30 protein-coding genes are annotated in these 24,543 nt (G+C 63.8%); 17 read left to right on the top strand and 13 right to left on the bottom strand.

Features of this window, described 5'->3' with window-relative positions:
• Positions 1–34: 34 nt before the first annotated feature.
• From OO12_RS19940 to OO12_RS19930, 3 genes are all read right to left on the bottom strand, one after another.
• Entirely contained in the window at positions 35–1,690 is a 1,656-nt protein-coding gene (locus OO12_RS19940; RefSeq protein ID WP_034160489.1) for a pilus assembly protein TadG-related protein, read from the bottom strand.
• Positions 1,687–2,100 carry a TadE/TadG family type IV pilus assembly protein gene (locus OO12_RS19935; protein ID WP_034160488.1) on the bottom strand — a complete coding sequence of 138 codons (414 nt, stop codon included), beginning with the start codon at positions 2,098–2,100 and terminating at the stop codon, positions 1,687–1,689. The genes OO12_RS19940 and OO12_RS19935 overlap by 4 nt, the downstream gene beginning before the upstream one ends.
• Before the next feature lie 271 nt (positions 2,101–2,371).
• Positions 2,372–3,061 (bottom strand): GcrA family cell cycle regulator, encoded by a 690-nt coding sequence (locus OO12_RS19930; RefSeq protein ID WP_034160487.1) that lies wholly within the window; start codon positions 3,059–3,061, stop codon positions 2,372–2,374.
• 66 nt (positions 3,062–3,127) lie between these two features.
• Between OO12_RS19930 and OO12_RS19925 the strand changes: the two genes are divergently transcribed.
• From OO12_RS19925 to OO12_RS19915, 3 genes are all read left to right on the top strand, one after another.
• Positions 3,128–3,991: an ABC transporter permease gene (locus OO12_RS19925; protein ID WP_034160486.1), complete on the top strand. Its 864-nt coding sequence runs from the start codon at positions 3,128–3,130 to the stop codon at positions 3,989–3,991.
• A 36-nt stretch (positions 3,992–4,027) separates the two neighbouring features.
• Positions 4,028–5,347, top strand: a complete 1,320-nt coding sequence (locus OO12_RS19920) for a glycosyltransferase (protein WP_235364904.1) — start codon at positions 4,028–4,030, stop codon at positions 5,345–5,347.
• A gap of 182 nt (positions 5,348–5,529) precedes the next feature.
• Positions 5,530–6,417, top strand: coding sequence for a hypothetical protein (locus tag OO12_RS19915; protein WP_152616543.1), 888 nt, complete (start codon positions 5,530–5,532; stop codon positions 6,415–6,417).
• On the opposite strand, the gene OO12_RS28705 is transcribed toward OO12_RS19915, so the two are convergent.
• A complete protein-coding gene (locus OO12_RS28705) occupies positions 6,401–6,544 on the bottom strand; it encodes a hypothetical protein (RefSeq protein ID WP_160296855.1) in 144 nt (47 codons plus the stop codon). The two genes, OO12_RS19915 and OO12_RS28705, sit on opposite strands and share 17 nt — an antisense overlap.
• On the opposite strand from OO12_RS28705, the gene OO12_RS19910 reads away from it, so the two are divergent.
• The 7 genes from OO12_RS19910 to queE all read left to right on the top strand — a co-directional run bounded on the left by OO12_RS19910 (position 6,543) and on the right by queE (position 12,217).
• Positions 6,543–6,797, top strand: a complete 255-nt coding sequence (locus OO12_RS19910) for a hypothetical protein (RefSeq protein ID WP_034160485.1) — start codon at positions 6,543–6,545, stop codon at positions 6,795–6,797. The genes OO12_RS28705 and OO12_RS19910 overlap by 2 nt on opposite strands.
• 166 nt (positions 6,798–6,963) lie before the next feature.
• On the top strand, positions 6,964–8,154 hold the full coding sequence (locus OO12_RS19905) for an aspartate aminotransferase family protein (RefSeq protein ID WP_034160484.1): 1,191 nt from the start codon (positions 6,964–6,966) through the stop codon (positions 8,152–8,154).
• 53 nt (positions 8,155–8,207) lie between these two features.
• Positions 8,208–9,074: an ornithine carbamoyltransferase gene (gene argF, locus OO12_RS19900; protein WP_052216127.1), complete on the top strand. Its 867-nt coding sequence runs from the start codon at positions 8,208–8,210 to the stop codon at positions 9,072–9,074.
• A gap of 166 nt (positions 9,075–9,240) precedes the next feature.
• Positions 9,241–10,152, top strand: a complete 912-nt coding sequence (gene hslO / locus OO12_RS19895; RefSeq protein ID WP_034160482.1) for an Hsp33 family molecular chaperone HslO — start codon at positions 9,241–9,243, stop codon at positions 10,150–10,152.
• A gap of 115 nt (positions 10,153–10,267) precedes the next feature.
• The gene (locus tag OO12_RS19890) at positions 10,268–10,684 is read left to right on the top strand and encodes a DUF3617 domain-containing protein (protein ID WP_034160481.1); all 417 of its coding nucleotides are present in this window, start codon (positions 10,268–10,270) and stop codon (positions 10,682–10,684) included.
• 198 nt (positions 10,685–10,882) lie between these two features.
• Positions 10,883–11,572 carry a 7-cyano-7-deazaguanine synthase QueC gene (queC, locus tag OO12_RS19885; protein WP_034160480.1) on the top strand — a complete coding sequence of 230 codons (690 nt, stop codon included), beginning with the start codon at positions 10,883–10,885 and terminating at the stop codon, positions 11,570–11,572.
• A gap of 12 nt (positions 11,573–11,584) precedes the next feature.
• A complete protein-coding gene (queE, locus tag OO12_RS19880; protein ID WP_034160479.1) occupies positions 11,585–12,217 on the top strand; it encodes a 7-carboxy-7-deazaguanine synthase in 633 nt (210 codons plus the stop codon).
• 5 nt (positions 12,218–12,222) lie between these two features.
• Here the strand turns inward: queE and OO12_RS19875 are convergent, their stop codons facing one another.
• The 3 genes from OO12_RS19875 to lipB all read right to left on the bottom strand — a co-directional run bounded on the left by OO12_RS19875 (position 12,223) and on the right by lipB (position 14,152).
• A complete protein-coding gene (locus OO12_RS19875) occupies positions 12,223–12,906 on the bottom strand; it encodes a hypothetical protein (RefSeq protein ID WP_034160478.1) in 684 nt (227 codons plus the stop codon).
• Positions 12,907–13,136: 230 nt separating this feature from the next.
• Entirely contained in the window at positions 13,137–13,397 is a 261-nt protein-coding gene (locus OO12_RS19870) for a hypothetical protein (protein WP_034160477.1), read from the bottom strand.
• A 107-nt stretch (positions 13,398–13,504) separates the two neighbouring features.
• A complete protein-coding gene (gene lipB, locus OO12_RS19865) occupies positions 13,505–14,152 on the bottom strand; it encodes a lipoyl(octanoyl) transferase LipB (protein WP_235364903.1) in 648 nt (215 codons plus the stop codon).
• A 109-nt stretch (positions 14,153–14,261) separates the two neighbouring features.
• Between lipB and OO12_RS19860 the strand changes: the two genes are divergently transcribed.
• Positions 14,262–15,086, top strand: a complete 825-nt coding sequence (locus OO12_RS19860) for a hypothetical protein (RefSeq protein ID WP_034160476.1) — start codon at positions 14,262–14,264, stop codon at positions 15,084–15,086.
• A 31-nt stretch (positions 15,087–15,117) separates the two neighbouring features.
• Positions 15,118–15,888: a hypothetical protein gene (locus OO12_RS19855; RefSeq protein ID WP_034160475.1), complete on the top strand. Its 771-nt coding sequence runs from the start codon at positions 15,118–15,120 to the stop codon at positions 15,886–15,888.
• Here OO12_RS19855 and OO12_RS19850 read toward each other — a convergent pair.
• The 3 genes from OO12_RS19850 to OO12_RS19840 are packed head-to-tail and all read right to left on the bottom strand — an operon-like array spanning position 15,843 to position 17,730.
• Positions 15,843–16,451, bottom strand: coding sequence for a GNAT family N-acetyltransferase (locus OO12_RS19850; RefSeq protein WP_034160474.1), 609 nt, complete (start codon positions 16,449–16,451; stop codon positions 15,843–15,845). The genes OO12_RS19855 and OO12_RS19850 overlap by 46 nt on opposite strands.
• Entirely contained in the window at positions 16,442–17,284 is an 843-nt protein-coding gene (gene hemF / locus OO12_RS19845; protein WP_034160473.1) for an oxygen-dependent coproporphyrinogen oxidase, read from the bottom strand. Before hemF ends, OO12_RS19850 begins: the two co-directional genes overlap by 10 nt.
• On the bottom strand, positions 17,281–17,730 hold the full coding sequence (locus OO12_RS19840; RefSeq protein ID WP_034160472.1) for a tRNA (cytidine(34)-2'-O)-methyltransferase: 450 nt from the start codon (positions 17,728–17,730) through the stop codon (positions 17,281–17,283). Before OO12_RS19840 ends, hemF begins: the two co-directional genes overlap by 4 nt.
• A gap of 44 nt (positions 17,731–17,774) precedes the next feature.
• On the opposite strand from OO12_RS19840, the gene OO12_RS28700 reads away from it, so the two are divergent.
• The 5 genes from OO12_RS28700 to OO12_RS19820 are packed head-to-tail and all read left to right on the top strand — an operon-like array spanning position 17,775 to position 21,196.
• A complete protein-coding gene (locus OO12_RS28700) occupies positions 17,775–17,912 on the top strand; it encodes a hypothetical protein (protein ID WP_160296854.1) in 138 nt (45 codons plus the stop codon).
• Complete coding sequence (gene petA, locus OO12_RS19835) at positions 17,913–18,497, top strand: ubiquinol-cytochrome c reductase iron-sulfur subunit (RefSeq protein WP_052216087.1); 585 nt, start codon at positions 17,913–17,915, stop codon at positions 18,495–18,497.
• 10 nt (positions 18,498–18,507) lie between these two features.
• A complete protein-coding gene (locus OO12_RS19830; RefSeq protein ID WP_034160471.1) occupies positions 18,508–19,791 on the top strand; it encodes a cytochrome b in 1,284 nt (427 codons plus the stop codon).
• A 21-nt stretch (positions 19,792–19,812) separates the two neighbouring features.
• On the top strand, positions 19,813–20,652 hold the full coding sequence (locus OO12_RS19825; RefSeq protein ID WP_034160470.1) for a cytochrome c1: 840 nt from the start codon (positions 19,813–19,815) through the stop codon (positions 20,650–20,652).
• Position 20,653: 1 nt separating this feature from the next.
• Entirely contained in the window at positions 20,654–21,196 is a 543-nt protein-coding gene (locus tag OO12_RS19820) for an adenine phosphoribosyltransferase (protein WP_034160469.1), read from the top strand.
• Positions 21,197–21,569: 373 nt separating this feature from the next.
• Here the strand turns inward: OO12_RS19820 and OO12_RS19815 are convergent, their stop codons facing one another.
• The 3 genes from OO12_RS19815 to ychF form a co-directional block, all read right to left on the bottom strand.
• Positions 21,570–22,019 (bottom strand): MaoC family dehydratase, encoded by a 450-nt coding sequence (locus tag OO12_RS19815; protein WP_034160468.1) that lies wholly within the window; start codon positions 22,017–22,019, stop codon positions 21,570–21,572.
• 44 nt (positions 22,020–22,063) lie between these two features.
• Positions 22,064–23,329 (bottom strand): alkaline phosphatase family protein, encoded by a 1,266-nt coding sequence (locus OO12_RS19810; RefSeq protein WP_034160467.1) that lies wholly within the window; start codon positions 23,327–23,329, stop codon positions 22,064–22,066.
• 63 nt (positions 23,330–23,392) lie between these two features.
• Positions 23,393–24,493: a redox-regulated ATPase YchF gene (gene ychF / locus OO12_RS19805; protein WP_034160653.1), complete on the bottom strand. Its 1,101-nt coding sequence runs from the start codon at positions 24,491–24,493 to the stop codon at positions 23,393–23,395.
• Positions 24,494–24,543: the final 50 nt, after the last annotated feature.

The raw sequence follows: 24,543 nt of genomic DNA, 5'->3' as shown, positions 1-24,543 counted from the left end.
ACGGCCGTCCGCGCGAGCGGGCGGCCGTTTTCCGTCAGGCGACCAGGCTGGCCATGCCGCAGCGCATGCCGGTCACCCGGACATCGGCCTCGCCATAATGCACCCCGAGTGCGCCGGTCACGGTATTGAGCAACCCATCGACGATCGGCGCGAGGATCGTGAGCTGCGACCCCACCGCGGAGAGCAATCCGCCGAGCGGGAGCGGCAGGCCGAGGAGATGCGGCGTCAGCGTAACATTGCTCATCAACGACGCGGCGATCCCCCCTACCGCGCTGCTGCTCGACACCGTCTTCGGTGTGCCGGCCGTGATCGCGGCATTATCGAAGCGCAGCGATTGCCAGGGTTCGGCTTGGCCGAGATTAAGGCCCGCGCGACCATCGACATCAAGCAGCAGCGTATCGAGAATCCGCGCATCGCTGAGCGCCACCGGGCGCTGGAAATTGTCGAATTGACTGGTGTCGATCGCGGCAAGGGCGGCCTGGCCGGGATTGGGGCGTGCTTCGATCGTGACCCCGCGGCTCGCCTGGGTCGAGCAGTCGATGCTGCTCAAACGCGCCTCCGCACTCGCCAGCTCGACGAACAGAGGCACGCGGATGGCGACCAATGTGCCGATCAGGGGCAGCGAGAGATTGCCGACCTGCACTTCGGTATAGATGCGGGCCTGTGCGGTGCGGATGATCGGCGCACCATTGTCCGTGACCGTGATCCAGGGCGATTGTGCCGGGCGTTCGCCGACCGCGATCATGACCTTGGTCGAGACCAGCCCGGCCACGCTCGCACCAAGGTCGAGCGAGACCTGGCGGCTGGGCGCGGCAAGCTGCAGCGCCGCAGTGACGAATGCCATGCTGTCGACCTTGACGAGGCCATTGCCGCCGGACCCCTGGTTGCCGAACGTGCCTGGGTCGATCAGCGTGTTGAGCTGGATGCTTCCGCCCGATACCTGCGCCGCCATGGTGCGCATCGCGCCGGCTGCGCTCGCATTGCTGCTGTCGAGCGCCCTGGCGAGCGCACTCAGTAGCTGTGATCGCGTGACCTGGGCGTTGAGGATGTCCTGGTACGTCGCGGCGTTGATGTTGGCGGTGGTGCGAAGCGCATCGAGCGTCGAAAACAGATCGACGTCGACGCCGGCGAGCGAATTATAATCCATCACCGACAATGACAGGGTGCTGCCGGTCAGCGCCGACAAATAGGAATTGAGCAGGCCGCCATTGAGCGAGGCAAGCCGGCTGCCGACACTGAATGCGGCGAGCCGCTCGCGCGCAGCGGTCGCGGAGCGCGCGATGGGAATCGAGGTCTGGCCGAAAGCGCGCGCGAAATAGGTCGGCGAAGGCGTTTGCAGCGAGACGCGCACCGCGTCGGTCGCCGCGTTATTGGGTGTGAAGCGCGCGCTGGGCGCGACACTGGGATCGCTGGTATAATTGCCTCGTGTCGTGACGACCGTCACCGCGCGCGGCCAGCCGGCTTCCGCGACCGATGCCTCGGCGAGCGCCTGGGCCTGTTGCGGATCGGCGGCGGCGGCCAGTGCGGCGGCATCGGCCAATCCCTGGAGCCGGCGCGTTTCCAGCGTTGCCGATCCGATATCGACCGCGAACGCGGCAAAGCCGAGCACCATCGGGATGGCGGCGGCGGCGATCAGGCCGACCCCGCCGCGCCGATCCCCAGCAAGGCGGCTTTTGACGAAACGCTTCATGTAACCCCTCCTGGACGAATGACCGCGCGCCGTTCGATCATCGGATCCGGCATCGGGATCATGGTATTGCGGAACATCGGCACCGTGGTGGCGTCGAACCGAACGCGCACGGTCACGACCTGCCCGCTTTCGGTGGTGGTCGTGGTGATCTTGTCGGCGCGAAGCTGGGGCAGCGATGGGAGCGACGCCGCGACACTGGCAGTGGCGAGCGACTGTCGCTCGGTGGCGCTCACGCCGGCCACGGTTGCGCGCGCGGCGTCATTGGCCAGTTGCTGGACGCTGTGCGCAAGCAGGAAATATTGGCCGTAGCCGAGAATGCCGTACAGCATGCAAGCGAACAACGGCAGGATCAACGCGAACTCGACGACCGAGGTGCCGCGTTTGGCGCGAAGCAGGCGAGCGAAGGTCATTCCCAATTATCCCTGTGTTACAAAGGGATAATGGTCCGTCTAGGTTGCCGTGGAGAAAAGAGAAGCTGGAGACGAGTTGCGTAAATTACGCATTCCCCCTCCCCTTGGGCGGGGAGGGGTGCCACCCTCGTCAGGAAGGTGCCTGATCCGGCGTTACGGACGGGGCACAGCGCATTAAAGTCAGGTCTTCAAGATTCTCTTACCGCATCGGCAAGAGGATCGAGTCCGTTCCGAACCTGAAATCCGCAATCCGCGTAGTTGGCGGGCCGACTCAGCGCGCGCGCACGCCACCGAACGGCAAGGGCGGCGGCGGACGACGGTCGCGGCGTGGCAGCTGTGCCTGATAGGCATGGCCGCAATGCGCGACGCAATAGGGGAAACCTGGGTTCACCTTCTCTCCGCAGAAATGGAAATCGGGTTCGCCGGGATGGCCGAGCGGCCATTTGCAGATCTTGTCGTTGAGATCGAGCAACGTGGTCTTGCCCGCCATATCGGCCGACGGCTTGGCTGGAACCAGGCGGCGTGGCGGCGCGGGGGTGATCGGCGCCTGCTGCTCGCCAGGGGCCTGACGGAGAAAGCCGCCGGGGCCGACCGAGCGCAGGATCGGTTGAGGCGCTGCAACGGGCTTGGCGACAACGGCGTCCTCGCCATCGTCATCCTCGTCTTCTTCTTCGATCTCGACGGGCGCAGGCGCGGGCGCAGGTGCCGCGACTCGCTCGACCGGCTTGGGTGCGGGCGGGGGCGGGGCCGGCCTGGGTGCGACCGGCGCGGCCACCGCAGCCTTTGCGTCGGGCTCATTGGCCTTTACCGGCGACGGGCGCGATTGCAGGCCGAGGCGATGCGCCTTGCCGATCACGGCATTGCGACTGACACCACCCAGCTCCTCGGCGATCTGGCTCGCGGTGCTGCCCGATTCCCACATCTTCCTCAGCGTATCGATACGCTCGTCGGTCCAGCTCATCTCTTATCCTCAAATCTTGGCAGTGGCGGCTTGCGGGCGGCAGCGGCAGTCATTAGCGCGTTCGCTATGAGCAGCCAGCCCCCATTCGGCCCAGAAACCAGTCATCTTCAATCGGCGGTTGTTAACGCCCCCGGTGTCCCGGTCATCCGGAATGTCAATTGGGGCGGTCTTCGAACCCTCTATATCAAGGAGGTGCGCCGATTCTTCAAGGTGCAGCTCCAGACGATCTGGGCACCGGCGATACAAACCTTGCTCTACCTGATCGTTTTCACCGTTGCGATGGGCGGCCGCAGCGCGATTCATGTCGGCGGCACTCAGGTCGCCTTCGCCGATTTTCTTGCCCCCGGCCTGATTGTCATGGGCATGCTGACCAACGCCTTCGCCAATGCCAGCTTCTCGCTGCTGGTCGGCAAGATCCAGGGCACGATCGTCGATTATCTGATGCCGCCGCTGTCGACCGCCGAACTGCTCGCGGCACTGGTCGGCGGGGCGGTGACCCGCGCCTTCCTCGTCGGCTTTGCCGTCTGGCTGGCGATGCTGCTCTGGCCCGGCGTGCATGTCTTTCCGCATCATCCGATCGCGATCCTGTGGTTCGGACTGCTCGGCGCGACTTTCCTTGCCTTGCTTGGTGTGCTGACCTCGATCTGGGCGGAGAAGTTCGACCATGCCGCGGCGGTGACCAATTTTGTGGTCGGTCCGCTGACCCTGTTGTCGGGCACCTTCTATTCGGTCGACAAGCTGGCCCCGACATTCCAGGCGATCAGCCACGCCAACCCGTTTTTCTACATCATCTCGGGCTTTCGCTACGGCTTTCTCGGCACGGCCGATTCGCCGGTCTGGATCGGCAGCATCGTGATCCTGACGATCGACATTGCGCTTGGGCTGCTCTGCTATGCGCTGCTCAAGGGCGGCTGGCGGCTGAAGAATTAGCGCGATGATCGTCAGAACTAGCGCGATGATCGTCGCATGCGATCGGAAGCGTGGATGACGGCACCGAAGATCGTCCTGGCCACGATCGGCTCGCTGGGCGATCTTCACCCTTTCATCGCGATTGCCCTCGCGCTCAAGGCGCGTGGAGCGTCGGTGGTCCTCGCCGTGCCGCAAGACCATGTCGAAAAATGCCGGGCGGCGGGCGTGGAAGCCGAAGCGCTGTTGCCGACATTCGAAGAAGTGGGGCGCGCCACCGGTCTTGATGACGATGCGGTCGTCCGCAAGGTCATCGACGATACCCATTTCCTGGTCAGTCATGTACTGCTGCCGCCGCTTGCCGACAGCACCGACCGGCTGTTGCGGATTGCGGTGGGGGCAGATCTGCTGGTCGGGTCGGCTTTCGCTCTTGCCGCGCCGATCGTTGCGGAGCGACTGGCGATCCCGTTCGTTTCGACCATCCTGCAACCCATGTCGTGGTTTTCGCCAAGCGATCCTCCAGTGGCGCCTGGATTCACGGCGCTGGCCAGGCCGCCGCTGGGCCCAATCAGGACAGGCTGGAATCGCCTTGTCCTTGGCGGAGCGAAGCTTGAGATGCGCCGCCGCTATGGCCGGCGTGTCGATCGGGTCCGCGAGGCCCATGGGCTGGCGCGATCGCGCGCGGCGCCGATCCTTGAACCGGGTACCCCTCCCGCGCTCTCGCTCGGCACCTATTCGCCGGAACTGGCCACGCTCCCTGCCGAGGCGCCCAAGCCGGCACTGCTGACCGGCTTCCCATGGTTCGACAGCGCGGACGGAGCGCCATCAACGCTCACTCCCGATCTTGCCGCTTTCCTGGCGAAGGGGCCGCCCCCGCTGATCGTCTCGCTCGGCTCCTTCCTTCCCTTCGCGGCGGCCGATTTCTATCAGCGCAGCGCTGCTATTGCCGGTGAACTGGGGATGCGCGCGGTGCTGCTGACCGGCGAAGCCGTTGCCACGCCGTCGGATGACATCATGGTGTGTAATTATGCCCCGCACTCGCTGCTGTTTCCGCACGCCGCGGCGATCATCCATCACGGCGGCGTCGGGACGACCGGCCAGGCGCTTCGGGCCGGGAAGCCGCAACTGGTGGTCCCGTTCATGGGCGACCAGTTCGATCACGCCGACCGCATCACGCGGATGGGTGTTGGCCTTTCCACGACGCCTCAGCGCTTCGCGGCCGAAGCGGCGTTGCTGATAACGAGGCTTCTCGACCATCCCGAATTCTCGACCGCCGCCGCCAGGATCGGGCAGCGAGTGGCGGGTGAAGACGGCGCCGGCATCGCGGCCGAGAGAATATTGCAGCTATTGGCTGCTTCTCGTCAGAACCGGCTTTCGTAGCAATCATACGCACGCTGCGGGGCGGTTTTAGGCGCGTGCCGATCATCCAGAGAATGAGCCGGCGGCCTCCGACTGGCGTATGTCCAGCGGGCCTGGTCGAAGCTCGGCAAGGTGAGGGTTGAGTGCCGCTCAAACTATACTCATAAGATCGCCCATGCGCCCATGAGTATAGGGAGATGCCTGTGAAGTTTACCAAGCGATATCCGGGTTATGATGCGGTGCTCGACACGGACCGCTGCTCATCACGAAACAACGCGGATCTGACGCTCACCCTGCGTATCGGATTTCGCCAGATCAACCCGATGGCCGGTGCGGAGACCGGCAGCTATCCCGACTTTGGCGACCCGTCACGGACCCTGCGTCAAACCGTCAAATGGACGCCCAAGGACTGGGCCGCCTGGAAGCTTAATTTCTGCAATTCAGCGCAGAGATTCTGGGACAAGAAATTCTGGCTCGACAATCGGGGGGGCGATTTCGCGTTCCGGCAGGGAATGGAGATCTTCATCCCCAATATATTCTGTCGGCTCGAGCTGATCGGAAACGACGATACGGTCGGCACGCATCATGTCGTGATCGATGTCGTCCGCCTTGCCGCCACGGAGAGTTTTTTCGGATCGAATGCGCGGCTGTTCGACAGCAAGGATACGAATCTGGTCCAGAAAGGAACCGACAGCAAGGGCAAGGCAATCATGCAACGCGCTCATGTGCATGAAGTGGGGCATTTGCTTGGCCTGGGGCATGTCGCCATCGGGAAGCCGGGATGCCCTGCGTCGGGAGACCCTGATCTCACCCCTTGTTACGGCGTGACCGATGAGGACAAGAATTCGGTGATGGGCGGAGGTATGCGCCTCGATGTGGTGCATGCGGCGCCCTGGATAACTGCATTCAATGACCTGGCTGCCGCTCAGTCCACGTCCTCGCTTTTCAGGCTCTCGCCCAGTTTGCCGGTCTATTCACCCCCAATCCTGAAAACGCGGCCGACGGCGGCAGTGATGTCGCAAATTTACCCGCGAAACATTGCCGAGTTCGAGGCGGGCACAGAGCTGAAAACGCTCAAGCGCGGAAGGTAGACTCTGCCATGATCACTGTATCGCGATCGATAATTCCCCGGCTGTCGTGCTTCGCCATGCTGCTCATGGCAGGTTCGGGTCCGGTCATGGCCGCCAGCTCATCGTCTTCAAAAAAGGATGCCGTCATGTCGGAACAGCGTTGCGCCAACGACCAGCTTGCCCGGTCGACCTGCATGATCCGGATCATTCTCGACGATCTCCATGCCAGCTTTCCGGGCATTGACGGGGGCGGCATATCCCAGATCAAGGCCGTGACCTCGACCTCCTATGTCGTCTCGCTCCCCCGCGAGGAGCGAGTCCAGCTGCTCACCTATGAATTCGACGTGCGGGATGGCGCGGTAAAGCTCAAGCAGCGCAGCGAGTCGACCGAGCGTTTCTGACGGCCTTCATCGCCGGGTTGCTCATTCCCGCTTAAGCCCGAAGTTCGCGCGCGCGCCGTGAACCAATTTCAATCGGCACGCGGTGTTGCGCTCCCGGTCCAACCTGCTTAAAAATGCCCTTCGGGCGACCGGACGGGTCGCCCTTTGCTTTTTCAGGAGCACCGTCATGCCGATCACCCCACTCATGCCCGTCTATCCCCGCTGCGGGGTGCGGCCGGTTCGAGGCGAGGGCGTGTATCTCTATGGCGAACGGGGCGAGAAATATCTCGATTTCGCCAGCGGCATCGCGGTCAATGCGCTCGGTCATGGTCATCCGAAACTGGTCAAGGCGATCGCCGACCAGGCGGCGACGCTGATGCATGTGTCGAACCTGTACGGTAGCCCGCAGGGCGAGAAATTCGCGCAGCGGCTGGTCGATGCGAGCTTTGCCGACACGGTATTCTTCACCAATTCGGGTGCCGAAGCGGTGGAGTGCGCGATCAAGACCGCGCGCCGCTACCACTTCGTCAATGGCAATCCCGAACGCCATGACCTGATCACCTTCGACACCGCGTTCCATGGTCGGACGCTCGGCACGATCAGCGCGACCAACCAGGCGAAGATGCGCGACGGGTTCGAGCCGCTGCTGCCGGGCTTCAAATACGCCAATTTCAACGACCTCGAGGGCGCGCTGGCGCTGATCGACGACAATACCGCCGGCTTCCTGGTCGAGCCGATCCAGGGCGAAGGCGGTATCCGCCCCGCGACCGACGAATTCCTCAAGGGCCTGCGCAAGGCTTGCGACGATCACGGCCTGTTGCTGGTGCTCGATGAGGTCCAGGCGGGCTATGGCCGCACCGGCAAGCTGTTCGCGCACGAACTGTACGGCGTGGTGCCGGACATCATCGCCGCGGCCAAGGGCATTGGCGGCGGCTTCCCGCTCGGCGCGTGCCTCGCGACCGAGGAAGCGGCCAAGGGCATGGTGATCGGCACGCATGGCTCGACCTATGGCGGCAATCCGCTGGCGATGGCGGCGGGCGAAGCGGTGCTCGACGTGATCCTCGAGCCCGGTTTCCTTGAGCATGTCGAGACGATGGGCGCGCGGCTGCGCCAGGCGCTCGAACAACTGCTGCCCAATCATGACCATCTGTTCGATCATGTCCGCGGCCACGGCCTGATGCTCGGCATCAAGCTCAAGTCCGACAGCCGCCGCTTCGTCGCGCATTGCCGCGACAATCACGGCCTGCTGACGGTGGCGGCGGGCGACAATGTCGTGCGCATCCTGCCGCCGCTGGTGATCGATGAGAGCCATATCGCGGAATGCATCGAGCGGCTGAGCGAGGCGGCGCGGGTCTATGTACCCGCAGCGGACGATTGAGCTACCGTCACTTTCTCGACCTGTCGGATGCCGGGGGCGACGGGATCGCGGCGATGATCGCCGACGCGCTCGACCGTAAGGCTGCACGACCGGGCTGGCCCAAGGGCAAGGCGGATGCCGATGCGCCGCTTGCCGGCCATGTGCTGGGCATGGTGTTCGAGAAGAACTCGACCCGCACGCGCGTGTCCTACGACATGGCGATGCGCCAGCTGGGCGGTCATTCGATCGTGCTCGATGCCGGCACGACGCAGCTTGGGCGCGGCGAGACCATCGCTGACACCGCGCGCGTCCTGTCGGGCTATTGCGACGCGATCATGATCCGCACCGACGATCATGCCAAGATCGAGCAGATGGCCGAATATGCCAGCGTGCCGGTGATCAACGGCCTGACCGATGCGTCGCATCCCAGCCAGATCATGGCCGACCTACTGACCGTGATCGAAGCGGGCAAGCCATTGCCGGGCCTGAAATGGGCGTGGCTCGGCGATGGCAACAATGTGCTCGCGTCGATCATGGAAGCGGCGGCGCTGATGCATTTCGATGTCGTCGCGGCCTGCCCGCAGGGCTTCATGCCGTCGGAAAGCGACGTTGCGCGGGGACAGGGGCGGGCGCGTATCGTCGGGACGGCGGCGGAGGCCGTTAAGGACGCCGATGTCGTGGTGACCGATACCTGGATCTCGATGGGCCAGGAGCATGCCGCGACCAAGCTTGCGGCGATGTGGCCCTATCAGGTCAATGACGCAGTGATGGCCCAGGCCAGCCGGGACGCGGTGTTCCTCCACTGCCTGCCCGCGCATCGCGGCGAGGAAGTGACCGATTCAGTGATGGATGGGCCGCAATCCGTGATCTGGAAAGAGGCGGAGAACCGGCTTCATGCGCAAAAGTCGATCCTGCGCTGGTGTTTCGGCCAGATCGGCTGACCGGGATCGGCGAGTTGTCTGATGCGGGTTAATTCCTACATCGTCGGCTGAAACAAACAGATTCATTCCTTCCGTTCGCTTCGAGCGAAGTCGAGAAACATGCACCGTACTTGCAATGGTTTCCCGACTTCGCTCGAAACGAACGGAAGTGGCTGTGGGAACGACAATGGAAGACCCTGCACTCAACGACACCGACCGCGCGCTCGGTTTCACCATCCCGGAACGCCATGCGCGCGGCCGCATCGTGCGGCTCGGGCCGGTGCTCGACACGATTCTCGCTGCGCACGCCTATCCCCCGGCGATCGAGGCGTTGCTGGCCGAGGCGCTGACGCTTGCCGCGCTGATCGGCTCGACGCTAAAGGATGCCGGTGGCCAGCTGACTCTGCAGGCGCAGACCGATGGCGGCGTCGTCAAACTGCTGGTGTGCGATTACAAGGGCGGCGAATTGCGCGGTTATGTCGATTTCGACGCGGAACGGCTTGCCGCGGGCCCTGAGCAGCCGACCTTGTTCGCGCTGTTCGGCACCGGTTATCTCGCCATCACGTTCGACCAGGCGACGACGCGCGAGCGCTATCAGGGCATCGTGCCGCTTGATGGCGACACGCTGGCCGAGGCGGCGCAGAATTACTTCGTCCAGTCGGAGCAGATCCCGACGCTGATCAAGCTGGGCGTGACGCGCCGCGGCGATGACAGCCATGTCGCCGGCGGCCTGTTCCTGCAGCATCTGCCTGAGGGCGAGGAGGGCCGCGAGCGCCTCCACACGCGGCTCGACCATCCCGAATGGGAGCATGTCGCGATTCTCGGCGGCACCATGGGCATCGACGAACTCGCTGATTCGGCCCTGTCGCTCGAAACGCTGATCTGGCGATTGTTCAATGAAGAGGACGAGGTGCGCGTGCTGTCGGAAGTCGCCATGTCGCGCGGCTGCCGTTGCTCGTCCGACTATATCGCCCAGGTGCTGAGCAAATTCCCGGTCGAGGAACAGCGTGCGATGGCCGGCGACGACGGCATGATCACGGTCGATTGCGCTTTTTGCGCACAAAAATTCCCTGTTGCCGTGACGGATGTCGTTTTGTGACAATCAATGTCGTTTCGTGACCGTTATTGTAAGTCTTCGGCGCGTTCCCCAAATGATGTGAGGGTGCCGGCAGGAGTCGCGTAGGTCGCGGCGCTCGACGGGTGGGATTGAAAAGATGCGGGTTTCGACGATGATCCGCCCGGCGGTGTTCGGGCTGCTGTTTCTTGGCGGTGTCGCTGCTGCCGAGGGGCCTGCGGCCGCACCACATCTGGTCGCGCTCGATGCGATCGAGCAGGGGCAGTGGCAGCTGCGCGAAGTCGGCGGGACCAGCGTGCGGGCCTTGTGCGTGGCCGATCCCCGCGTCCTGATCCAGCTCGAACATGGCAGGGCGCAATGCTCGCGCTTCATCGTCGCCAATACGGCGAACTCGGCGATCGTCAATTATACCTGCCCCGGCTCCGGGCATGGCCGCACCACCATCACCGTCGAAACCGGCCGGCTATTCAAGCTGCAGACGCAGGGCATCGCTGATGGCGCGCCGTTCGACATGAGCTATGAAGCACGGCGCATCGGCGCATGCGGCAGCCATTAAGAACTTGTTTACCGTGGCCGGGTTAGAGAAGGAGCGTGTCATTTACGGGCACGCTTTCTTCCCTAGAGGGCTCCTGGAGGAGCCACCCCTGGGTCGCTTACGGGCGGCCCGTTTTTTTGCTCGGGCCCGATTTTCACTCAGGTCAGTTTTTGCTCAGGGTTGCGGTGCCGGGCCAATGGCCTTAGCGCGGGTTGAATAATGACATCTGCAAATACTTACGCGGTCGTCCTGATCTCGGGCGGTCTTGATTCGATGGTCGCGGCGGCGCGCGCGCGCGAGGACGGGCATCGCCTGCTCGCCTTGTCGATGGACTATAACCAGCGTCATCACGTCGAACTCGCCGCGGCACGGCGCATCGCCCATATGCTTGGCGCCGAACGCCATATCGTCATGCCGCTCGACCTGTCGGCATTTGGCGGATCGGCGCTGACCGCGGACATCGACGTGCCGAAAACCGGCGTGGAGACGGGGATCCCCGTCACTTATGTCCCAGCGCGCAATACGATCTTCCTCAGCCTGGCGCTGGGCTGGGCCGAGGCGGCGGGCGCGCGCGACTTGTATATCGGCGTCAACGCGCTCGATTATTCGGGCTATCCCGATTGCCGCCCCGAATTCGTCGCCGCGTTCGAGGCATTGGCCGAACTCGCCACCAAGGCGGGTGTCGAAGGCGCGCCGTTCCGTATCCACGCACCGCTGCAGCATATGACCAAGGCCGATATCGTGCGCGAGGCCGCCCGGCTCGGGCTCGATGCCGGGGTCAGCTGGTCATGCTATGATCCGGCTCCCGGCGGGCTGCATTGCGGACGGTGCGATTCCTGCCGGTTGCGTTCGAAGGGCTTCCAGGATGCGGGGCTGCCCGATCCAACCGCCTATGCCGTCACACCTTAAGGCGCATTTGCGATGAGCTATGCCGTTAAGGAGATGTTCCTCACCCTGCAGGGCGAGGGCGTCAATGCCGGGCGTCGTGCGGTGTTCGTGCGCTTTGCCGGCTGCAATTTATGGTCGGGGCGCGAACAGGATCGGGCAAGCGCGGTCTGCCAGTTCTGCGACACGGATTTCGTCGGTGTGGATGGGCTGGGTGGCGCCAAATTCGACACCGCCGATGCGCTTGCCGCCGCTGCGCTGGACTTTTGGGGTGAAGGTGAGGCCAGCCGTTTCGTCGTGCTGACCGGTGGCGAACCCATGCTGCAGGTCGATGACGCGCTGGTCGATGCACTGCATGCGCGCGATTTCGAGATCGCGATCGAGAGCAACGGCACGTTGGCGGCTCATCCCGGCATCGACTGGGTCTGCATCAGCCCCAAGGCCGGAAGCCAGGTCGTTCAACGTTCAGGCGACGAACTGAAGCTGGTCTGGCCGCAGGCGGGCACTGATCTGGCGGAGATCGAGGCCTGGGATTTCGACCATTTCCTGCTGCAGCCGATGGACAATCCGGAAGCCGCGGCCAATCACGCCGCGGCGATCGCGCTGGTGATGGATCGCCCGCTCTGGCGGCTGACGATCCAGACTCACAAGCTGCTCGGCCTGCGCTGACGTCCTTAGTAACGCGTTACCCACTGGACATCCGGCCCGCATTTTTTCACGACCCACTCGTTCTTCTTGCCCCAGCATATCGCGTCGAAACGCGGCATGGTGATGGTGCGATCGAAGCGCATGCCACGCGGAAAGCGTTGTTCGCCATAAGGCACCAGGCTGTTGTGCAACGAACGCAACCGGTTGCTCGCCACCTCGGCCAGTGATCCGCGCGGCGTGAAGAGTACGTCGCGGCCGACCCGCGACGCCGTCTGGCAAAAGCCATATTGCGCGGTCGCGGTCGAAAAACCGCTATAGACACGGGTGCCGAACTGATCGAGCGCGGTCTGCGCCGCCTTGGGCGTCTTGGTGACGCGTTTGAAATATTTGGTCAGCGTGTCGTAGGATTTGGCCAGCTCGTCCTTATGATCGCGCATCAGGCCATTATAGTTCGACACGGTCAGCAGCGTCGGTTCGAATTCGCAGCTCAACGCGGCGACGTTCAGCGCGGCGCGCAGGCTCCACACCAGCGAGGCGTTGAGTTCCGCATCGGTCGCGCCGGGCATTTCGATCCCGATCCCCGGTTCGTCACCACGCATCGGCGCACCGCTGAAATCGCGCGATGCCATGAAGAACTGCGCCGATGCCGGGGTTGCGGCAAGCGTGCCGGTCGCCAGGACCGCTGCAACGAGCGTACGCACCAATGTCATTACCAACCTCTCACCAGTCGCGGCGGCACCGGGTAAGACTTTTTACCCCGTGCCCCAAGCATTTTCACCATGATTCCACGCGCCTTGACGTGCCGGAACACCATGGCATCCCATCCGATATCGCCCTTGAATCGAAAAGGGCGCGATACCGCAAGGGCTAACTGCCCGGGTGGAATCAAAAGGGCCGCCCGGTTTCCCGGACGGCCCCCGAATACCAACCCGAAGGTGGATTACTTTGCGTTCGTCGTAACGGTTTCGTTCGTGACAACCGTTTCGTTCGCCACTGCCGTGTCGTTCGCCAGAGCCGCGCCATTGTCGAGACCTGCGCCGTCGACGGCGGTCATGTTGTCCGAGGTCATGGTGTCCATGCCTTCGGTGGCGTTCAGATCGGTAACCAGCGTGTTGTCGGTGGTCGTGGTGGTGGTCGGACCGCAAGCCGAGACCGCCAGTGCGGCGCCAACGATCATGGCCTTGGTGATGAATGCACGCATTTGGAAAGCTCCCTAGATAATGGATCTGGATGGTCTCGAGACCTTAATACCCAAACCGTGGTGGACATTAGACTTAATACGGGTGTGCCTCAAGCCCAGTTTTCTCGCTAGGAAGAAACTGTTTCAAGGAACGTCTCAGCGCTCAACGCCAACGCCGCGTCAAAGGTTGCAAAATCCGTCGGTTTTCCGAGGCTTCGGGCGCTCGTGACCGGGAATTCGGCAAGTCCGCACGGGACGATACCGCCAAAATGTGACAGATCAGGGTACAGGTTCACGGAGAAGCCGTGCATCGTGACCCACTTCTTCACCCGCACCCCGATCGCACCGATCTTCGCTTCTCGTCCCTGATCGAGCGTCCAGATGCCGATCCGGCCCGGCGCGCGAAACGCCTCGATCCCGATCACGCCAAGCGCGTCGATCACCCAGCCTTCGAGGCCATGGACGAAGCGCCGCACATCGCGGCCGCGCTTGTTCAGGTCGAGCACCAGATACCCGATCCGCTGCCCCGGCCCATGATAGGTATAGCGACCGCCGCGCCCGGCATCGATCACCGGGAAGCGTGGATTGATCAGCTCCGCCGGGTCGGCGCTGGTGCCGGCGGTGTAGACCGGCGGATGCTCAAGCAGCCAGGCCAGTTCGCGCGCCGAACCACCGGCCACGGCTTGCGCACGCGCCTCCATATCGGTCAGCGCGGCGGCGTAATCGACCGGTTGCGGCGCGACACGCCATTCGATGTCGTTGAGAAAGCTACCCACATGGTGCAATTGGGGCACCGGATGCGCGCGCGCAAGCATTGGCAAGCGCGACGTGGCTGGGCTAACAGCGGGACCAGCGCGAACGACGCGCCGGGAGTCGCATCTGATCATGGTCAACATGGGTAATGTCTGGGATCGTGCGACCGAGTTTTTGAGCGACAATTTATCGGCGATCGTGCCCATTGCATTGTTCGCGATCTTTTTGCCCCAATCGCTGCAATCCAATCTTCAGCCGCTGGCCAGATTAGCGCCGACGGCGACGGTGGTGATCGACATCATCTGGTGCATTGCCGCGATCGTCTCGCTCTGGGGGCAGATCGCGATCATCGCTTTTGCGATCGATCCGGCGGCGGGCCGCGTGACGGCGATCCAGATGGCCAACAAGCGCGTGGCGTCGGCTGTCGGGATCAAGCTGCTGATGGTTCTCGCAGCGGTGCTGCTGATCGCCCCGATCGGTGTGGCGATGGGCCTGGCGGGCTTCGATTTCGCGGCGGCGATGGCCGGCAGCGAACAGGATTTGCCCTCGGGCGTTGCCGGTTTCATCGCGCTCTATATCCTGGCGCTGACCGCACTGGTCTGCTGGCTCGTGGCCCGTCTCGCGTTGATCTATCCGGTCATCGTCTGGGAACGCCGCGGCATTGGCGCGCTTCGCCGGTCGGTCGTCCTGACGCGTGGTATCGCGTGGAAGGTCATTGGCGTGATGATTTTGTTCGGCGTCGTCGCCGGCGTGGCGATCATCGCCGCGCAGTTTGTCTTTGGATCGATCCTGCGGCTGGCAATGGGCGGGAAGGGCGATATTTCCGTCGCGACGGTACTGACGTCGGTTCTGGTCGGCGCGGTCATCACGGCTTTTATCGTGTTGTTTTCCGCCTTCATCGCCAAGCTCTATCTGGCGGTCCGCGATCGGCGGGAATCGATCGTCGAATCGGCGTGACGGCGCGCCATCATATGAAAAACAGGTCCTGATGAAAAATATCATGGCGGGCACGCTCGCCGACGCATGGGCGATGTGGAAGGCGGATCGCGATCTGCTGACCCGGTTGGCGGGACTGCTCCTCTTCCTCCCATCTTTTGCGATCCTGCTGCTGGTGCCGCGAATGCCCCCGCTTGTCATCGATCCGAACGCAACGGAGGCCGCGCAACGCGTGGTGGCCGAGGCGGTCGCAAGCTGGATGATGAAATATGGCGGCTGGCCGCTGCTCGCGTCGATACTTGTCCAATTCGCCGCATTGGCGTTGCAACTGCTCTACCTTCGTGCCGACCGTCCCGATCTCGGTACCGCCCTTGGACGTGCCATGCGGTTGTTTCCCCGATATCTGCCGGCGATGATTCTGGTTGGTGTGCCGCTCGGCGCCGCACAATTTTCCCTGCTTTTCTTCCTGCCGGGTCTGTATCTGTTCGGCCGCATGATGCTGACGGGACCGGTGCTCGTGGTCGATCCGAAGCCCAGCATTCGCAGGGCGGTCGCACGAAGCTGGGCGTTAACGCATGGACATGGCCTGGCCGCTGCGGGCCTGGCGGGCCTGGCTGTGTTCGGCGGTGGTACTCTCGCGTCGCTGTTCCTCGCGGTCGATCGCGGCCTCAACGCGGCGCAGTTGGCGAACCCGGTCGCGCTCGCGCTGGTCGATGCCGCCGCCGCCGCGATGATGGCCGCCACGATGCTGGCGCTCGCGCTGTTCCAGGTCGCGCTTTACCGGCGGCTGGCGTCGGGGCCGGTTTCGAACAGGGGAATTTGAGGCGCGGAATCTCGCGGTAGCGCGCCCGTCAGACGCGGATCGGGGAACGTCTCGATCATGCGTTTGATGGGGGCGAACCCGTGGCGCCGATAAAAGCCCAGCGCTGCCGGATGATCCAGCGTGCAGGTGTGGACCCAGACCCGCTCGACGCCTTTGCGCCACGCGAGGGTGAGGGCGGTGGCCATCATCCAGCCGCCATGCCCCTTGCCGGCGAGTTCGGGGACCAATCCGAAATAGCTCAGCTCGCACTGCCCGGCGGATCGGAAATCCAGCTCGACCATGCCGATCTCGATTCCCGCCCGGTCGATCGCGGCGTAAACCTCGACCGCCGGATCATCGAGGATATGGCGCAGCGCCTCATCCGGCATGACGAGCCGCGAAAACCATAGCCAGGGCGCACCGACGCGCCGGAATAGCGCGAGATAGCGTGCGCTGGCCGGCGCGGGCCAGCGAGTCAACGCAAAGGGTGCAGGCGCCATGGGGCGCACCGGCGGCCGCTGCCGCATCTCCAGCGTGGTGACGATCGTCGCCACTTCGCCATCGGGGACCGCAGTCAGGCCCATGTTGCGACCGGCGGCAGGCTCATCAGGATCGCGTCGATATTGCCGCCGGTCTTCAGCCCGAACAATGTGCCGCGATCATAAACCAGGTTGAATTCGGCATAGCGGCCGCGCCACGCGCGCATCGCGGCGATTTCCGCATCGTCGAACGGCTCATTCATCCGGCGGCGCACGATTCGCGGATATATGTCGAGAAAGGCGCGCCCGACATCCTGGGTGAAGGCGAAATTGGCGGCGAAATCGCCTTCGAGATGATCGTAGAAGATTCCGCCGACGCCGCGATGCACGCCGCGGTGCGGGATGTAGAAATAGTCATCCGCCCATTTTTTGAAGCGCGGATAGTGGCTTGCATCATGCGCATCGCAGGCGGTTTTCAGCGTGGCATGGAAATCGGCGGTGTCTTCCTCGCGCGGCAAGGGGGGATTGAGGTCCGCGCCACCGCCGAACCAGCGCTTGGTGGTGGCGAGGAAGCGCGTGTTCATATGGACGGCGGGCACATGCGGGTTGGCCATATGAGCGACCAGACTGATCCCGGTGGCAAAGAAGCTAGGATCCTCGCCCGCGCCATGGATCGATTTGGCGAAATCGCCCTCGAACGTGCCGCCGACGGTCGAGACGTTGACGCCGACCTTTTCGAACACCTTGCCTTTCATCACCCCGCGCACGCCGCCGCCGCCGGGCGCTCCGGAAGGATCGGTGCGGTCCCAGGCGATATACTCGAAGCTGGCGTCGGATCCCGCCTCGCGCTCGATGCTTTCGAATTCCGCGCAGATCAAATCGCGCAGCCGCTCGAACCAACCGCGCGCCTCTGCCTGTTCGCCATCCATGTCGATCATGCGGGATATCCTCCGGTCTGCCGCAACGCTTCACCCAGCGCGATGCCCGTCGCCACCGCCACATTCAAGGAGCGCATGCCGGGCGAGAGCGGGATCCGTACCGCCAACTCGGCGCGGTCATGGACATCAGCCGGCACGCCGCTGCCTTCCGATCCCATCAGCAGCACATCCTCCGGCGCGAATTGCGCCAGGTCGAGGCGAATCCCGCCGCGCGTCGTCAGCAGCACGATTCTGCCCACGACCTGCGCCTCGAACGCGGCCCAGTCGGCATGGCGTGTCACCATCGCCGCCGGGACATAATCCATCCCGGCGCGGCCCAGCGCGCGATCGGAAAATGCGAATCCCATCGGTTCGATCAGGTCGACCCCGACTCCAAGGCACGCCGCGGTGCGCAGAATGGTGCCGACATTGCCGGCGATATCGGGTTGATAGAGGGCAATGCGCATGTTTCGCGCATATCCAGCGTCGTCCCTGTCGCAACAAGCCTAAAATGCTGTTGGCAAAGCCGTCCGCTCGCGTCTATCAGGCCGCCAGCCTCCGTGGGGACGGAACAGGCTGGCTGAGGGCAATCTTTCTGCGCGACGCCTCGCCGCCGTTCGAACGGGTCAAGAAGTGCAAGGGCAAGTGAATGGCAATTGTTGATACCGCGGTGCCGCCCGGGGAAGACCCGGCTCCTTTCCACGAACATGTGGATGATCCGCGTCGCCGTGACTTCATCAATATCGCGGCGGTCGCCTGGATCGGCGTCGGTGGTGCGGTTACCGTGCTGCCGCTGCTTAACCAGATGAACCCGTCGGCCGACGTGCTTGCGCAGTCGACCACCGAGATCGATCTGTCGAAGATCGTTCCCGGCCAGGCGATCAAGACCTCGTTCCGCAAGCAGCCTTTGTTCGTGCGCAATCTGACGCCGAAGGAAATCGCCGAGGCCGACGCGGTCGACGTCAAGACGCTGCGCGACCCGCAGACGCTGGCCCAGCGCACCAAGGAAGGCCACAAGAACTGGCTGATCACGCTTGGCGTGTGCACCCATCTCGGCTGCGTGCCGCTGGGCGCGGGCGAAGGCGAGATCAAGGGCCCGTTCGGCGGCTATTTCTGCCCGTGCCATGGTTCGGCCTATGATACCGCCGCCCGCATTCGCAAGGGCCCGGCACCGAGCAACCTGCACGTGCCGGATTACACTTTCTCGTCGGACACGACGGTCGTCGTCGGTTGAGGATCCAGATATGAGCTTTCCCTGGGCCAAGCATTATGCGCCGACCAACCCGCTGATGAAGTGGGTCGATGAACGGCTGCCGCTCCCCCGTCTCGTCTACAACGCTGTCGGCGCGGGCTATCCCGTGCCGCGCAACCTCAATTATTTCTGGAACTTCGGCGTCCTCGCCGGCGCCGCGCTTGGCATCCAGATCATCACCGGCATCGTCCTCGCCATGCACTATGCGGCGAATGGCGGCGTGGCGTTCGATTCGGTCGAACACATCATGCGCGACGTCAATGGCGGCTGGATGTTGCGCTATGCGCACGCCAACGGCGCGTCGATGTTCTTCATCGTCGTCTATATCCACATGTTTCGCGGTCTTTATTACGGCTCGTACAAGGCGCCGCGAGAGATGGTGTGGCTGCTCGGCGTGGTCATCTTCCTGCTCATGATGGCGACCGCCTTCATGGGTTATGTGCTCCCCTGGGGGCAGATGAGCTTCTGGGGTGCGCAGGTCATCACCGGCTTCTTCTCGGCGATACCCGTGGTGGGTGAGACGATCCGCATCTGGCTGCTCGGCGGCTTTGCGCCGGACGATGCCGCGCTGAACCGCTTCTTCTCGCTCCATTACCTGCTGCCGTTCGTGATTGCGGGCGTCATCATCCTGCACATCTGGGCAATCCATATTCCGGGATCGAGCAACCCGACCGGCGTCGAGGTGAAGGGTGAACAGGATACGGTTCCGTTCCATCCTTATTACACCGCCAAGGACGGCTTCGGGCTCGGCATTTTCCTGCTGATCTTCGCCGTGCTGCTGTTCTTTGCGCCGAACTATCTCGGCCATCCGGACAATTATGTCCCGGCCAACCCGCTTTCGACGCCCGCGCACATCGTGCCCGAATGGTATTTCTGGCCGTTCTACGCGATCCTGCGCGCCTTCACCGTGGACTTCATCATCCCGGCGAAGCTGTGGGGCGTGCTGGCGATGTTCGGCTCGATCCTGCTGCTGTTCTTCCTGCCCTGGCTTGACAGCTCGCCGGTGCGCTCGGCCAATTACCGCCCGACCTATCGCATTTTCTTCTGGATCCTGATGCTCGACATCCTGATCCTCGGCTATTGCGGCGGGTCGCCGGCTGATCCGATCTATGTGATCCTCAGCCAGATCTGCGGTGCTTATTATTTCGCCCACTTCCTGATCATCATGCCGATGATCGCGCGTTCCGAACGGCCGCGGCCGCTGCCCAATTCGATCACCGAAGCGGTGTTGTCGAAGCATGGCGGCACCAGCCCAGCCGCGTCCGCGCTGGCGTAAGCGAACAAGAGGGATATCGACATGGTTCGCTTCATCGCATTGCTCGTCGGGGTCGCCTTTGCCGGCGTGCTCCTGCTCGCACTCGGCAGCACCGTTTATGGTGTGGTCACTGACCCGCCGGCGGCGACCGCCGAGCATGAATTCCACCTTCATCCGAAGGAGCTGAAGCTCGCCTCGGACGGTGTGTTCGGCAAATATGACAACCGTCAGCTGCAGCGCGGCCTGCAGGTCTACAAGGAAGTCTGCTCGGCGTGCCACTCGCTCCGCCTGGTCTCGTTCCGCGACCTTCAGGACATCGGCTATAACGAAGCGCAGGTGAAGAATTTCGCCGCCGGCTTCGACACGATCCCGACGGTCAATCCGGACACCGGCGAAGCATCGACGCGCAAGGGTATCCCGTCGGATCGCTTCCCGTCGCCGTTCGCCAATGATGTCGCCGCGCGCGCCGCGAACAACAATGCGATCCCGCCCGATCTGTCGCTGATGACCAAGGCGCGCCATGACGGCTCGGCTTATGTCTATTCGCTGCTGACCGGCTTCCAGAATCAGCCGGCAAAGCTGCTCAAGGAGTTCCCGGATTCGAAGACGCCTCCGGGGCTGCACTACAATCCCTATTTCGCGAACCTCAACCTCGCGATGGCGCCACCGCTGACCGCCGAGGGCCAGGTGTCCTATCTTGATGGTACGAAATCGACCGTCCCGCAGATGGCCGAAGACGTGGCGGCATTCCTGACCTGGACCGCCGAACCCAAGCTGCAGGCCCGTCGCCAGACCGGCTTCGCGGTGATCGGCTTCCTGCTGGTCTTCTGCGTGCTCGCCTGGGGTGCGTATCAGAATGTCTGGCGCAACGTTAAGCACTGAGGTGTCAAACGGTGCGAATGATGATCTGAAGGCGCTGATCCGCACGATCCCCGACTTTCCGAAGCCGGGGATCATGTTCCGCGACATCACCACTCTTTTGCTTGATGCGGATGGCCTGGCCCAAAGCGTCGAGCGGATGGCGGCGGCGACCATCGGCAAGATCGATCTGGTCGCGGGGATCGAGGCGCGCGGCTTCCTCTTCGCCGCCGCGCTGGCGCTGCCGCTCAAGGCTGGCGTCCTGCTGATCCGCAAGGACGGCAAGCTGCCCGGCGCGACGATCGCCGAAGACTATGCCCTGGAATATGGCAGCGACCGGATTGCGATCCATGCCGACGCCTGCGCGCCTGGCGCGCGCATCCTGCTGATCGACGACCTGATCGCCACCGGCGGCACGGCCCGTGCCGCGGTACGGTTGCTGCGCAAGGCGGGCGCGGTGGTCACGCAGGCGCAGTTCCTGGTCGACCTGCCCGATCTGGGCGGCGCTGACGCGCTGCGCGCCGATGGTATCGAGGTGACGTCGCTGGTCGCCTTCGAGGGGCACTGAGCCCCGTCGATCGGGCCGTCTCTCTTTAAATCGGCAGACTCGAGAGCAGCGTCGGGTTGCGCGGAATCACCCTCCCCCGTTCGGGCTGAGCTTGTCGAAGCCTCGTTCTCTCTTGCGGCAAAGGCAGCCGAAGAAGAGCGGCCCCCTTCGACTGCCTGCTAAGGCAGGCGCTCAGGGCAGGCTTCGACAAGCTCAGGGCGAACGGAAGGGGTGGATCAACTCAGCTCGAAGCCGCTCTAAGCCCCCACTCTCCGTTCGTTTCGAGCGAAGTCGAGAAACAGGCCACTAGTGCCGCGCATGGTTTCCCGACTTCGTTCGAAACGAACGGGAATGTCGTTCGGCGCCAGGCCCTGGAACGGCTTCCCGGTTGCGCTCAGCTCTTCGGCCGCGTCTGCACCAGGCCGATCGAGGTAAAGCTCATCACCGGCACATCGTCCTGGTTCAGCACCGTCATCCTGGTGCGGAAGCTGCCCATTTCCGGGCGGCTTTGCGAGGCGCGCTTCTCAAGCACCTCGGTCTCGCAGCGCAGCGTATCACCGGGATAGACCGGCTTCAGCCAGCGCAGTTCGTCCACGCCGGGCGACCCAAGACCAGCCTGTTTGTTGGCCTTGAGATTGGCGACGACCATCGACATGACCATGCCGCAAGTGTGCCACCCGCTGGCCGAGAGGCGCCCGAAATGCGTCTTCGCCGCTGCCTCGTCGGACAGATGGAAGGGTTGCGGGTCGAACCGCTCGGCATAAGCGACCACTTCTTCGCGCGTGACCTGATAGCTGCCGAAGCTGGACTTGGTGCCGATGGCGATGTCTTCGAAATATTGCATAATATCAGTTTCGCAATGAAACCTGCTTTGCGCAAGTGCCGAATTCAGCGCTTCGCCGCATCCCAGGTCGCCAGGCTGCCATCACCCTTTGGCGCCGTGATGCCAAGCGTGGCGGCAAGCAGTGGCTGGATGTCGACATTGTCGAAGGCGGGCGGGGTATGGCCGCGGGCAAAGGCCGGGCCATTGGCGATGAACAGCGCGGCCATTGCCGGGTCGGCATTGTCATAGCCATGGGTGCCGCCGCCCGAGGCTTCGGTCGGCGCGCTCTTGTTGATCAGCCAGCCAGTCTCGGCGAGGCAGAGATAGGGCGGCACGCGCGGGTTCCTGCCATAAGCGAAACGCGCGGGAATGTCGGCCTTGCGCCAGCATTGCATATGCGCGTGCGGCGCGAGCAAGCGCTGCTCCAGCGCGGCCTCATGCCCCGGAATGGCGGCGAGCGAGGCATAAGGGCCATATTCGACGATGCGATAGTCCGCGGGGTCGGCGACCTTGTCGAGCGCCACCACGCGCTCGCTGCTGGTCGCGGCCATGCCGTGATCGGCGACGATGATCAGATTGGCGGGCTGACCCAGCGCCTTCAATCCATCGACCAGTTCGCCGATCGTCGCGTCGATCTCGCCCACGGCCTTGGTGATGCGCGGATCGTCGGGGCCGTACAGATGGCCCGCCGTATCGACCGTATCGAAATAGAGCGTCACGAAACGCGGCCGGATCGCGGCCGGGCGGCGCAGCCAGTCGATCACCGCATTGACGCGCTGATGCCCCGACACGGCCTGGTTGAACTGCTGCCAGTCATCGGGCCGGGCGCCGCCGGTGATGGCATTGGGCCATTTCGCCGCGCGCGTGCCACCGACCGGCACATTGGATCCGGGCCAGAACATCGTGGCGGTGCGGATCCCCGCCTTGTCCGCCGTCACCCAGAGCGGCTCGGCTTGGTTCCACCAGAACGGGTCGTCGGTCGCCATGGTGAATGTCTCGCCGGGGCGGGCTGCATCCTCCATCATATTGGCGACGATGCCGTTGTGGTCCGGACGCAGCCCGGTGACGAGCGTATAATGGTTGGGAAAGGTCTTGGACGGGAAGGACGGCCGCATCGGCGCGGTCACACCTTCCGCCGCCAGCCTCGACAGCACCGGCGTCACGCCGCGCGTGAGATAATCCGGCCGGAAGCCGTCGATCGATACCAGGATCGTCACCGGCGCGCGAACCTCCGCCGCGACCGGCGGCGCCGGCGTGTTGGCCGGCGCGGTGACGCAGGCCTGAAGCGCCACGCAAAGCAGGGCGGCGATGATACGGCTGGTCCAATGCATCACCGCCTCCTGCTTCAGTTCCGCGTCACCCGTATGACGCCATTATCCGGCGATGGCGTCCGCTCACACATTGAAGCGGAACAGCATCACATCGCCGTCATGCACGACATATTCCTTACCTTCGGACCGCAGCTTGCCCGCATCGCGCGCGCCGCTTTCGCCGCCCAGCGCGACATAATCGTCATACGCGATCGTCTCGGCACGGATGAAGCCGCGTTCGAAATCGGTGTGGATCTCGCCTGCCGCCTGTGGCGCCTTGGCGCCGACATGCACGGTCCAGGCGCGCGCTTCCTTCGGGCCGACGGTGAAGAAGGTGAGCAGATGGAGCAGCGAGTATCCGGCGCGGATCACGCGCGCGAGGCCGGTTTCCTCCAGGCCCAGCTCGGCCAGGAATTCGCCGCGCTCCTCCGGCGCCATCGTCGCGATCTCGGCCTCGATCGCGGCGGAGACGATCACCGCTTCCGCACCCTCGGCCTTGGCCTTTTCGAACACGCGCGCCGACAGCGCATTGCCGTTCGCCGCATCGCCTTCATCGACATTGCAGACATACAGGACCGGCTTGGAGGTGAGCAGTTGCGCCTGCGCGAACACGCGCGCTTCTTCCTCGTCCTTCGGCACGGTCAGCCGCGCCGGCTTGCCCTCGCGCAGCAGCTCGAGCGCCTGGCCCAGCACTGACACCGCGATCTTCGCTTCCTTGTCGCCCTGCGCCGCCTTCTTGGCGAAATTGGGCACGCGCTTTTCCAGGCTTTCGAGATCGGACAGCATCAGCTCGGTCTCGACCGTCTCGGCATCGGCGATCGGGTCGACCTTGCCCTCGACATGAGTCACGTCGCCATCCTCAAAGCAACGCAGCACATGGACGACCGCATCGACCTCGCGGATATTGCCGAGGAACTGGTTGCCGAGACCCTCACCCTTTGACGCGCCGCGCACCAGGCCGGCAATGTCGACAAAGCCGAGCTGCGTCTCGATGATCTTGGCCGATCCCGCGATCGCCGCGAGCTTGTCGAGCCGCGGGTCGGGCACCGCGACGTTACCGACATTCGGCTCGATCGTGCAGAAGGGATAATTTGCCGCCTGCGCCGCCGCCGTTTCGGTCAGCGCGTTGAACAGCGTCGATTTGCCGACATTGGGCAAGCCCACGATACCGCACCGAAAACCCATCTTGTCGCCTTGATCGTCATGAAGCCGGTCCACCCGGCGGTTGGTGACGC

The sequence above is a fragment of the Sphingomonas sp. ERG5 genome, assembly GCF_000803065.1.
In the GTDB taxonomy this organism is placed as follows: domain Bacteria; phylum Pseudomonadota; class Alphaproteobacteria; order Sphingomonadales; family Sphingomonadaceae; genus Sphingomonas.
This window is presented reverse-complemented; position numbering and strand designations above follow the sequence as displayed.

Bases quoted from the DNA above. Each gene is read 5' to 3' on its own strand.
- OO12_RS19850 (WP_034160474.1), bottom strand. From the start codon at position 16,451: ATGGGCCTGACTGCGGTCCCCGATGGCGAAGTGGCGACGATCGTCACC.
- hemF (WP_034160473.1), bottom strand. From the start codon at position 17,284: ATGATCGACATGGATGGCGAACAGGCAGAGGCGCGCGGTTGGTTCGAG.
- OO12_RS19855 (WP_034160475.1), top strand. From the start codon at position 15,118: ATGAAAAATATCATGGCGGGCACGCTCGCCGACGCATGGGCGATGTGG.
- queC (WP_034160480.1), top strand. From the start codon at position 10,883: ATGACATCTGCAAATACTTACGCGGTCGTCCTGATCTCGGGCGGTCTT.
- OO12_RS19925 (WP_034160486.1), top strand. From the start codon at position 3,128: ATGAGCAGCCAGCCCCCATTCGGCCCAGAAACCAGTCATCTTCAATCG.
- OO12_RS28705 (WP_160296855.1), bottom strand. From the start codon at position 6,544: ATGACGGCATCCTTTTTTGAAGACGATGAGCTGGCGGCCATGACCGGA.
- ychF (WP_034160653.1), bottom strand. From the start codon at position 24,493: ATGGGTTTTCGGTGCGGTATCGTGGGCTTGCCCAATGTCGGCAAATCG.
- OO12_RS28700 (WP_160296854.1), top strand. From the start codon at position 17,775: ATGCTGTTGGCAAAGCCGTCCGCTCGCGTCTATCAGGCCGCCAGCCTC.
- OO12_RS19840 (WP_034160472.1), bottom strand. From the start codon at position 17,730: ATGCGCATTGCCCTCTATCAACCCGATATCGCCGGCAATGTCGGCACC.
- OO12_RS19810 (WP_034160467.1), bottom strand. From the start codon at position 23,329: ATGCATTGGACCAGCCGTATCATCGCCGCCCTGCTTTGCGTGGCGCTT.
- OO12_RS19890 (WP_034160481.1), top strand. From the start codon at position 10,268: ATGCGGGTTTCGACGATGATCCGCCCGGCGGTGTTCGGGCTGCTGTTT.
- OO12_RS19870 (WP_034160477.1), bottom strand. From the start codon at position 13,397: ATGCGTGCATTCATCACCAAGGCCATGATCGTTGGCGCCGCACTGGCG.
- OO12_RS19875 (WP_034160478.1), bottom strand. From the start codon at position 12,906: ATGACATTGGTGCGTACGCTCGTTGCAGCGGTCCTGGCGACCGGCACG.
- queE (WP_034160479.1), top strand. From the start codon at position 11,585: ATGAGCTATGCCGTTAAGGAGATGTTCCTCACCCTGCAGGGCGAGGGC.
- OO12_RS19830 (WP_034160471.1), top strand. From the start codon at position 18,508: ATGAGCTTTCCCTGGGCCAAGCATTATGCGCCGACCAACCCGCTGATG.
- OO12_RS19910 (WP_034160485.1), top strand. From the start codon at position 6,543: ATGTCGGAACAGCGTTGCGCCAACGACCAGCTTGCCCGGTCGACCTGC.
- OO12_RS19860 (WP_034160476.1), top strand. From the start codon at position 14,262: ATGGTCAACATGGGTAATGTCTGGGATCGTGCGACCGAGTTTTTGAGC.
- argF (WP_052216127.1), top strand. From the start codon at position 8,208: ATGATCGCCGACGCGCTCGACCGTAAGGCTGCACGACCGGGCTGGCCC.
- OO12_RS19930 (WP_034160487.1), bottom strand. From the start codon at position 3,061: ATGAGCTGGACCGACGAGCGTATCGATACGCTGAGGAAGATGTGGGAA.
- OO12_RS19940 (WP_034160489.1), bottom strand. From the start codon at position 1,690: ATGAAGCGTTTCGTCAAAAGCCGCCTTGCTGGGGATCGGCGCGGCGGG.
- petA (WP_052216087.1), top strand. From the start codon at position 17,913: ATGGCAATTGTTGATACCGCGGTGCCGCCCGGGGAAGACCCGGCTCCT.
- OO12_RS19905 (WP_034160484.1), top strand. From the start codon at position 6,964: ATGCCGATCACCCCACTCATGCCCGTCTATCCCCGCTGCGGGGTGCGG.
- OO12_RS19935 (WP_034160488.1), bottom strand. From the start codon at position 2,100: ATGACCTTCGCTCGCCTGCTTCGCGCCAAACGCGGCACCTCGGTCGTC.
- hslO (WP_034160482.1), top strand. From the start codon at position 9,241: ATGGAAGACCCTGCACTCAACGACACCGACCGCGCGCTCGGTTTCACC.
- OO12_RS19815 (WP_034160468.1), bottom strand. From the start codon at position 22,019: ATGCAATATTTCGAAGACATCGCCATCGGCACCAAGTCCAGCTTCGGC.
- OO12_RS19825 (WP_034160470.1), top strand. From the start codon at position 19,813: ATGGTTCGCTTCATCGCATTGCTCGTCGGGGTCGCCTTTGCCGGCGTG.
- OO12_RS19920 (WP_235364904.1), top strand. From the start codon at position 4,028: ATGCGATCGGAAGCGTGGATGACGGCACCGAAGATCGTCCTGGCCACG.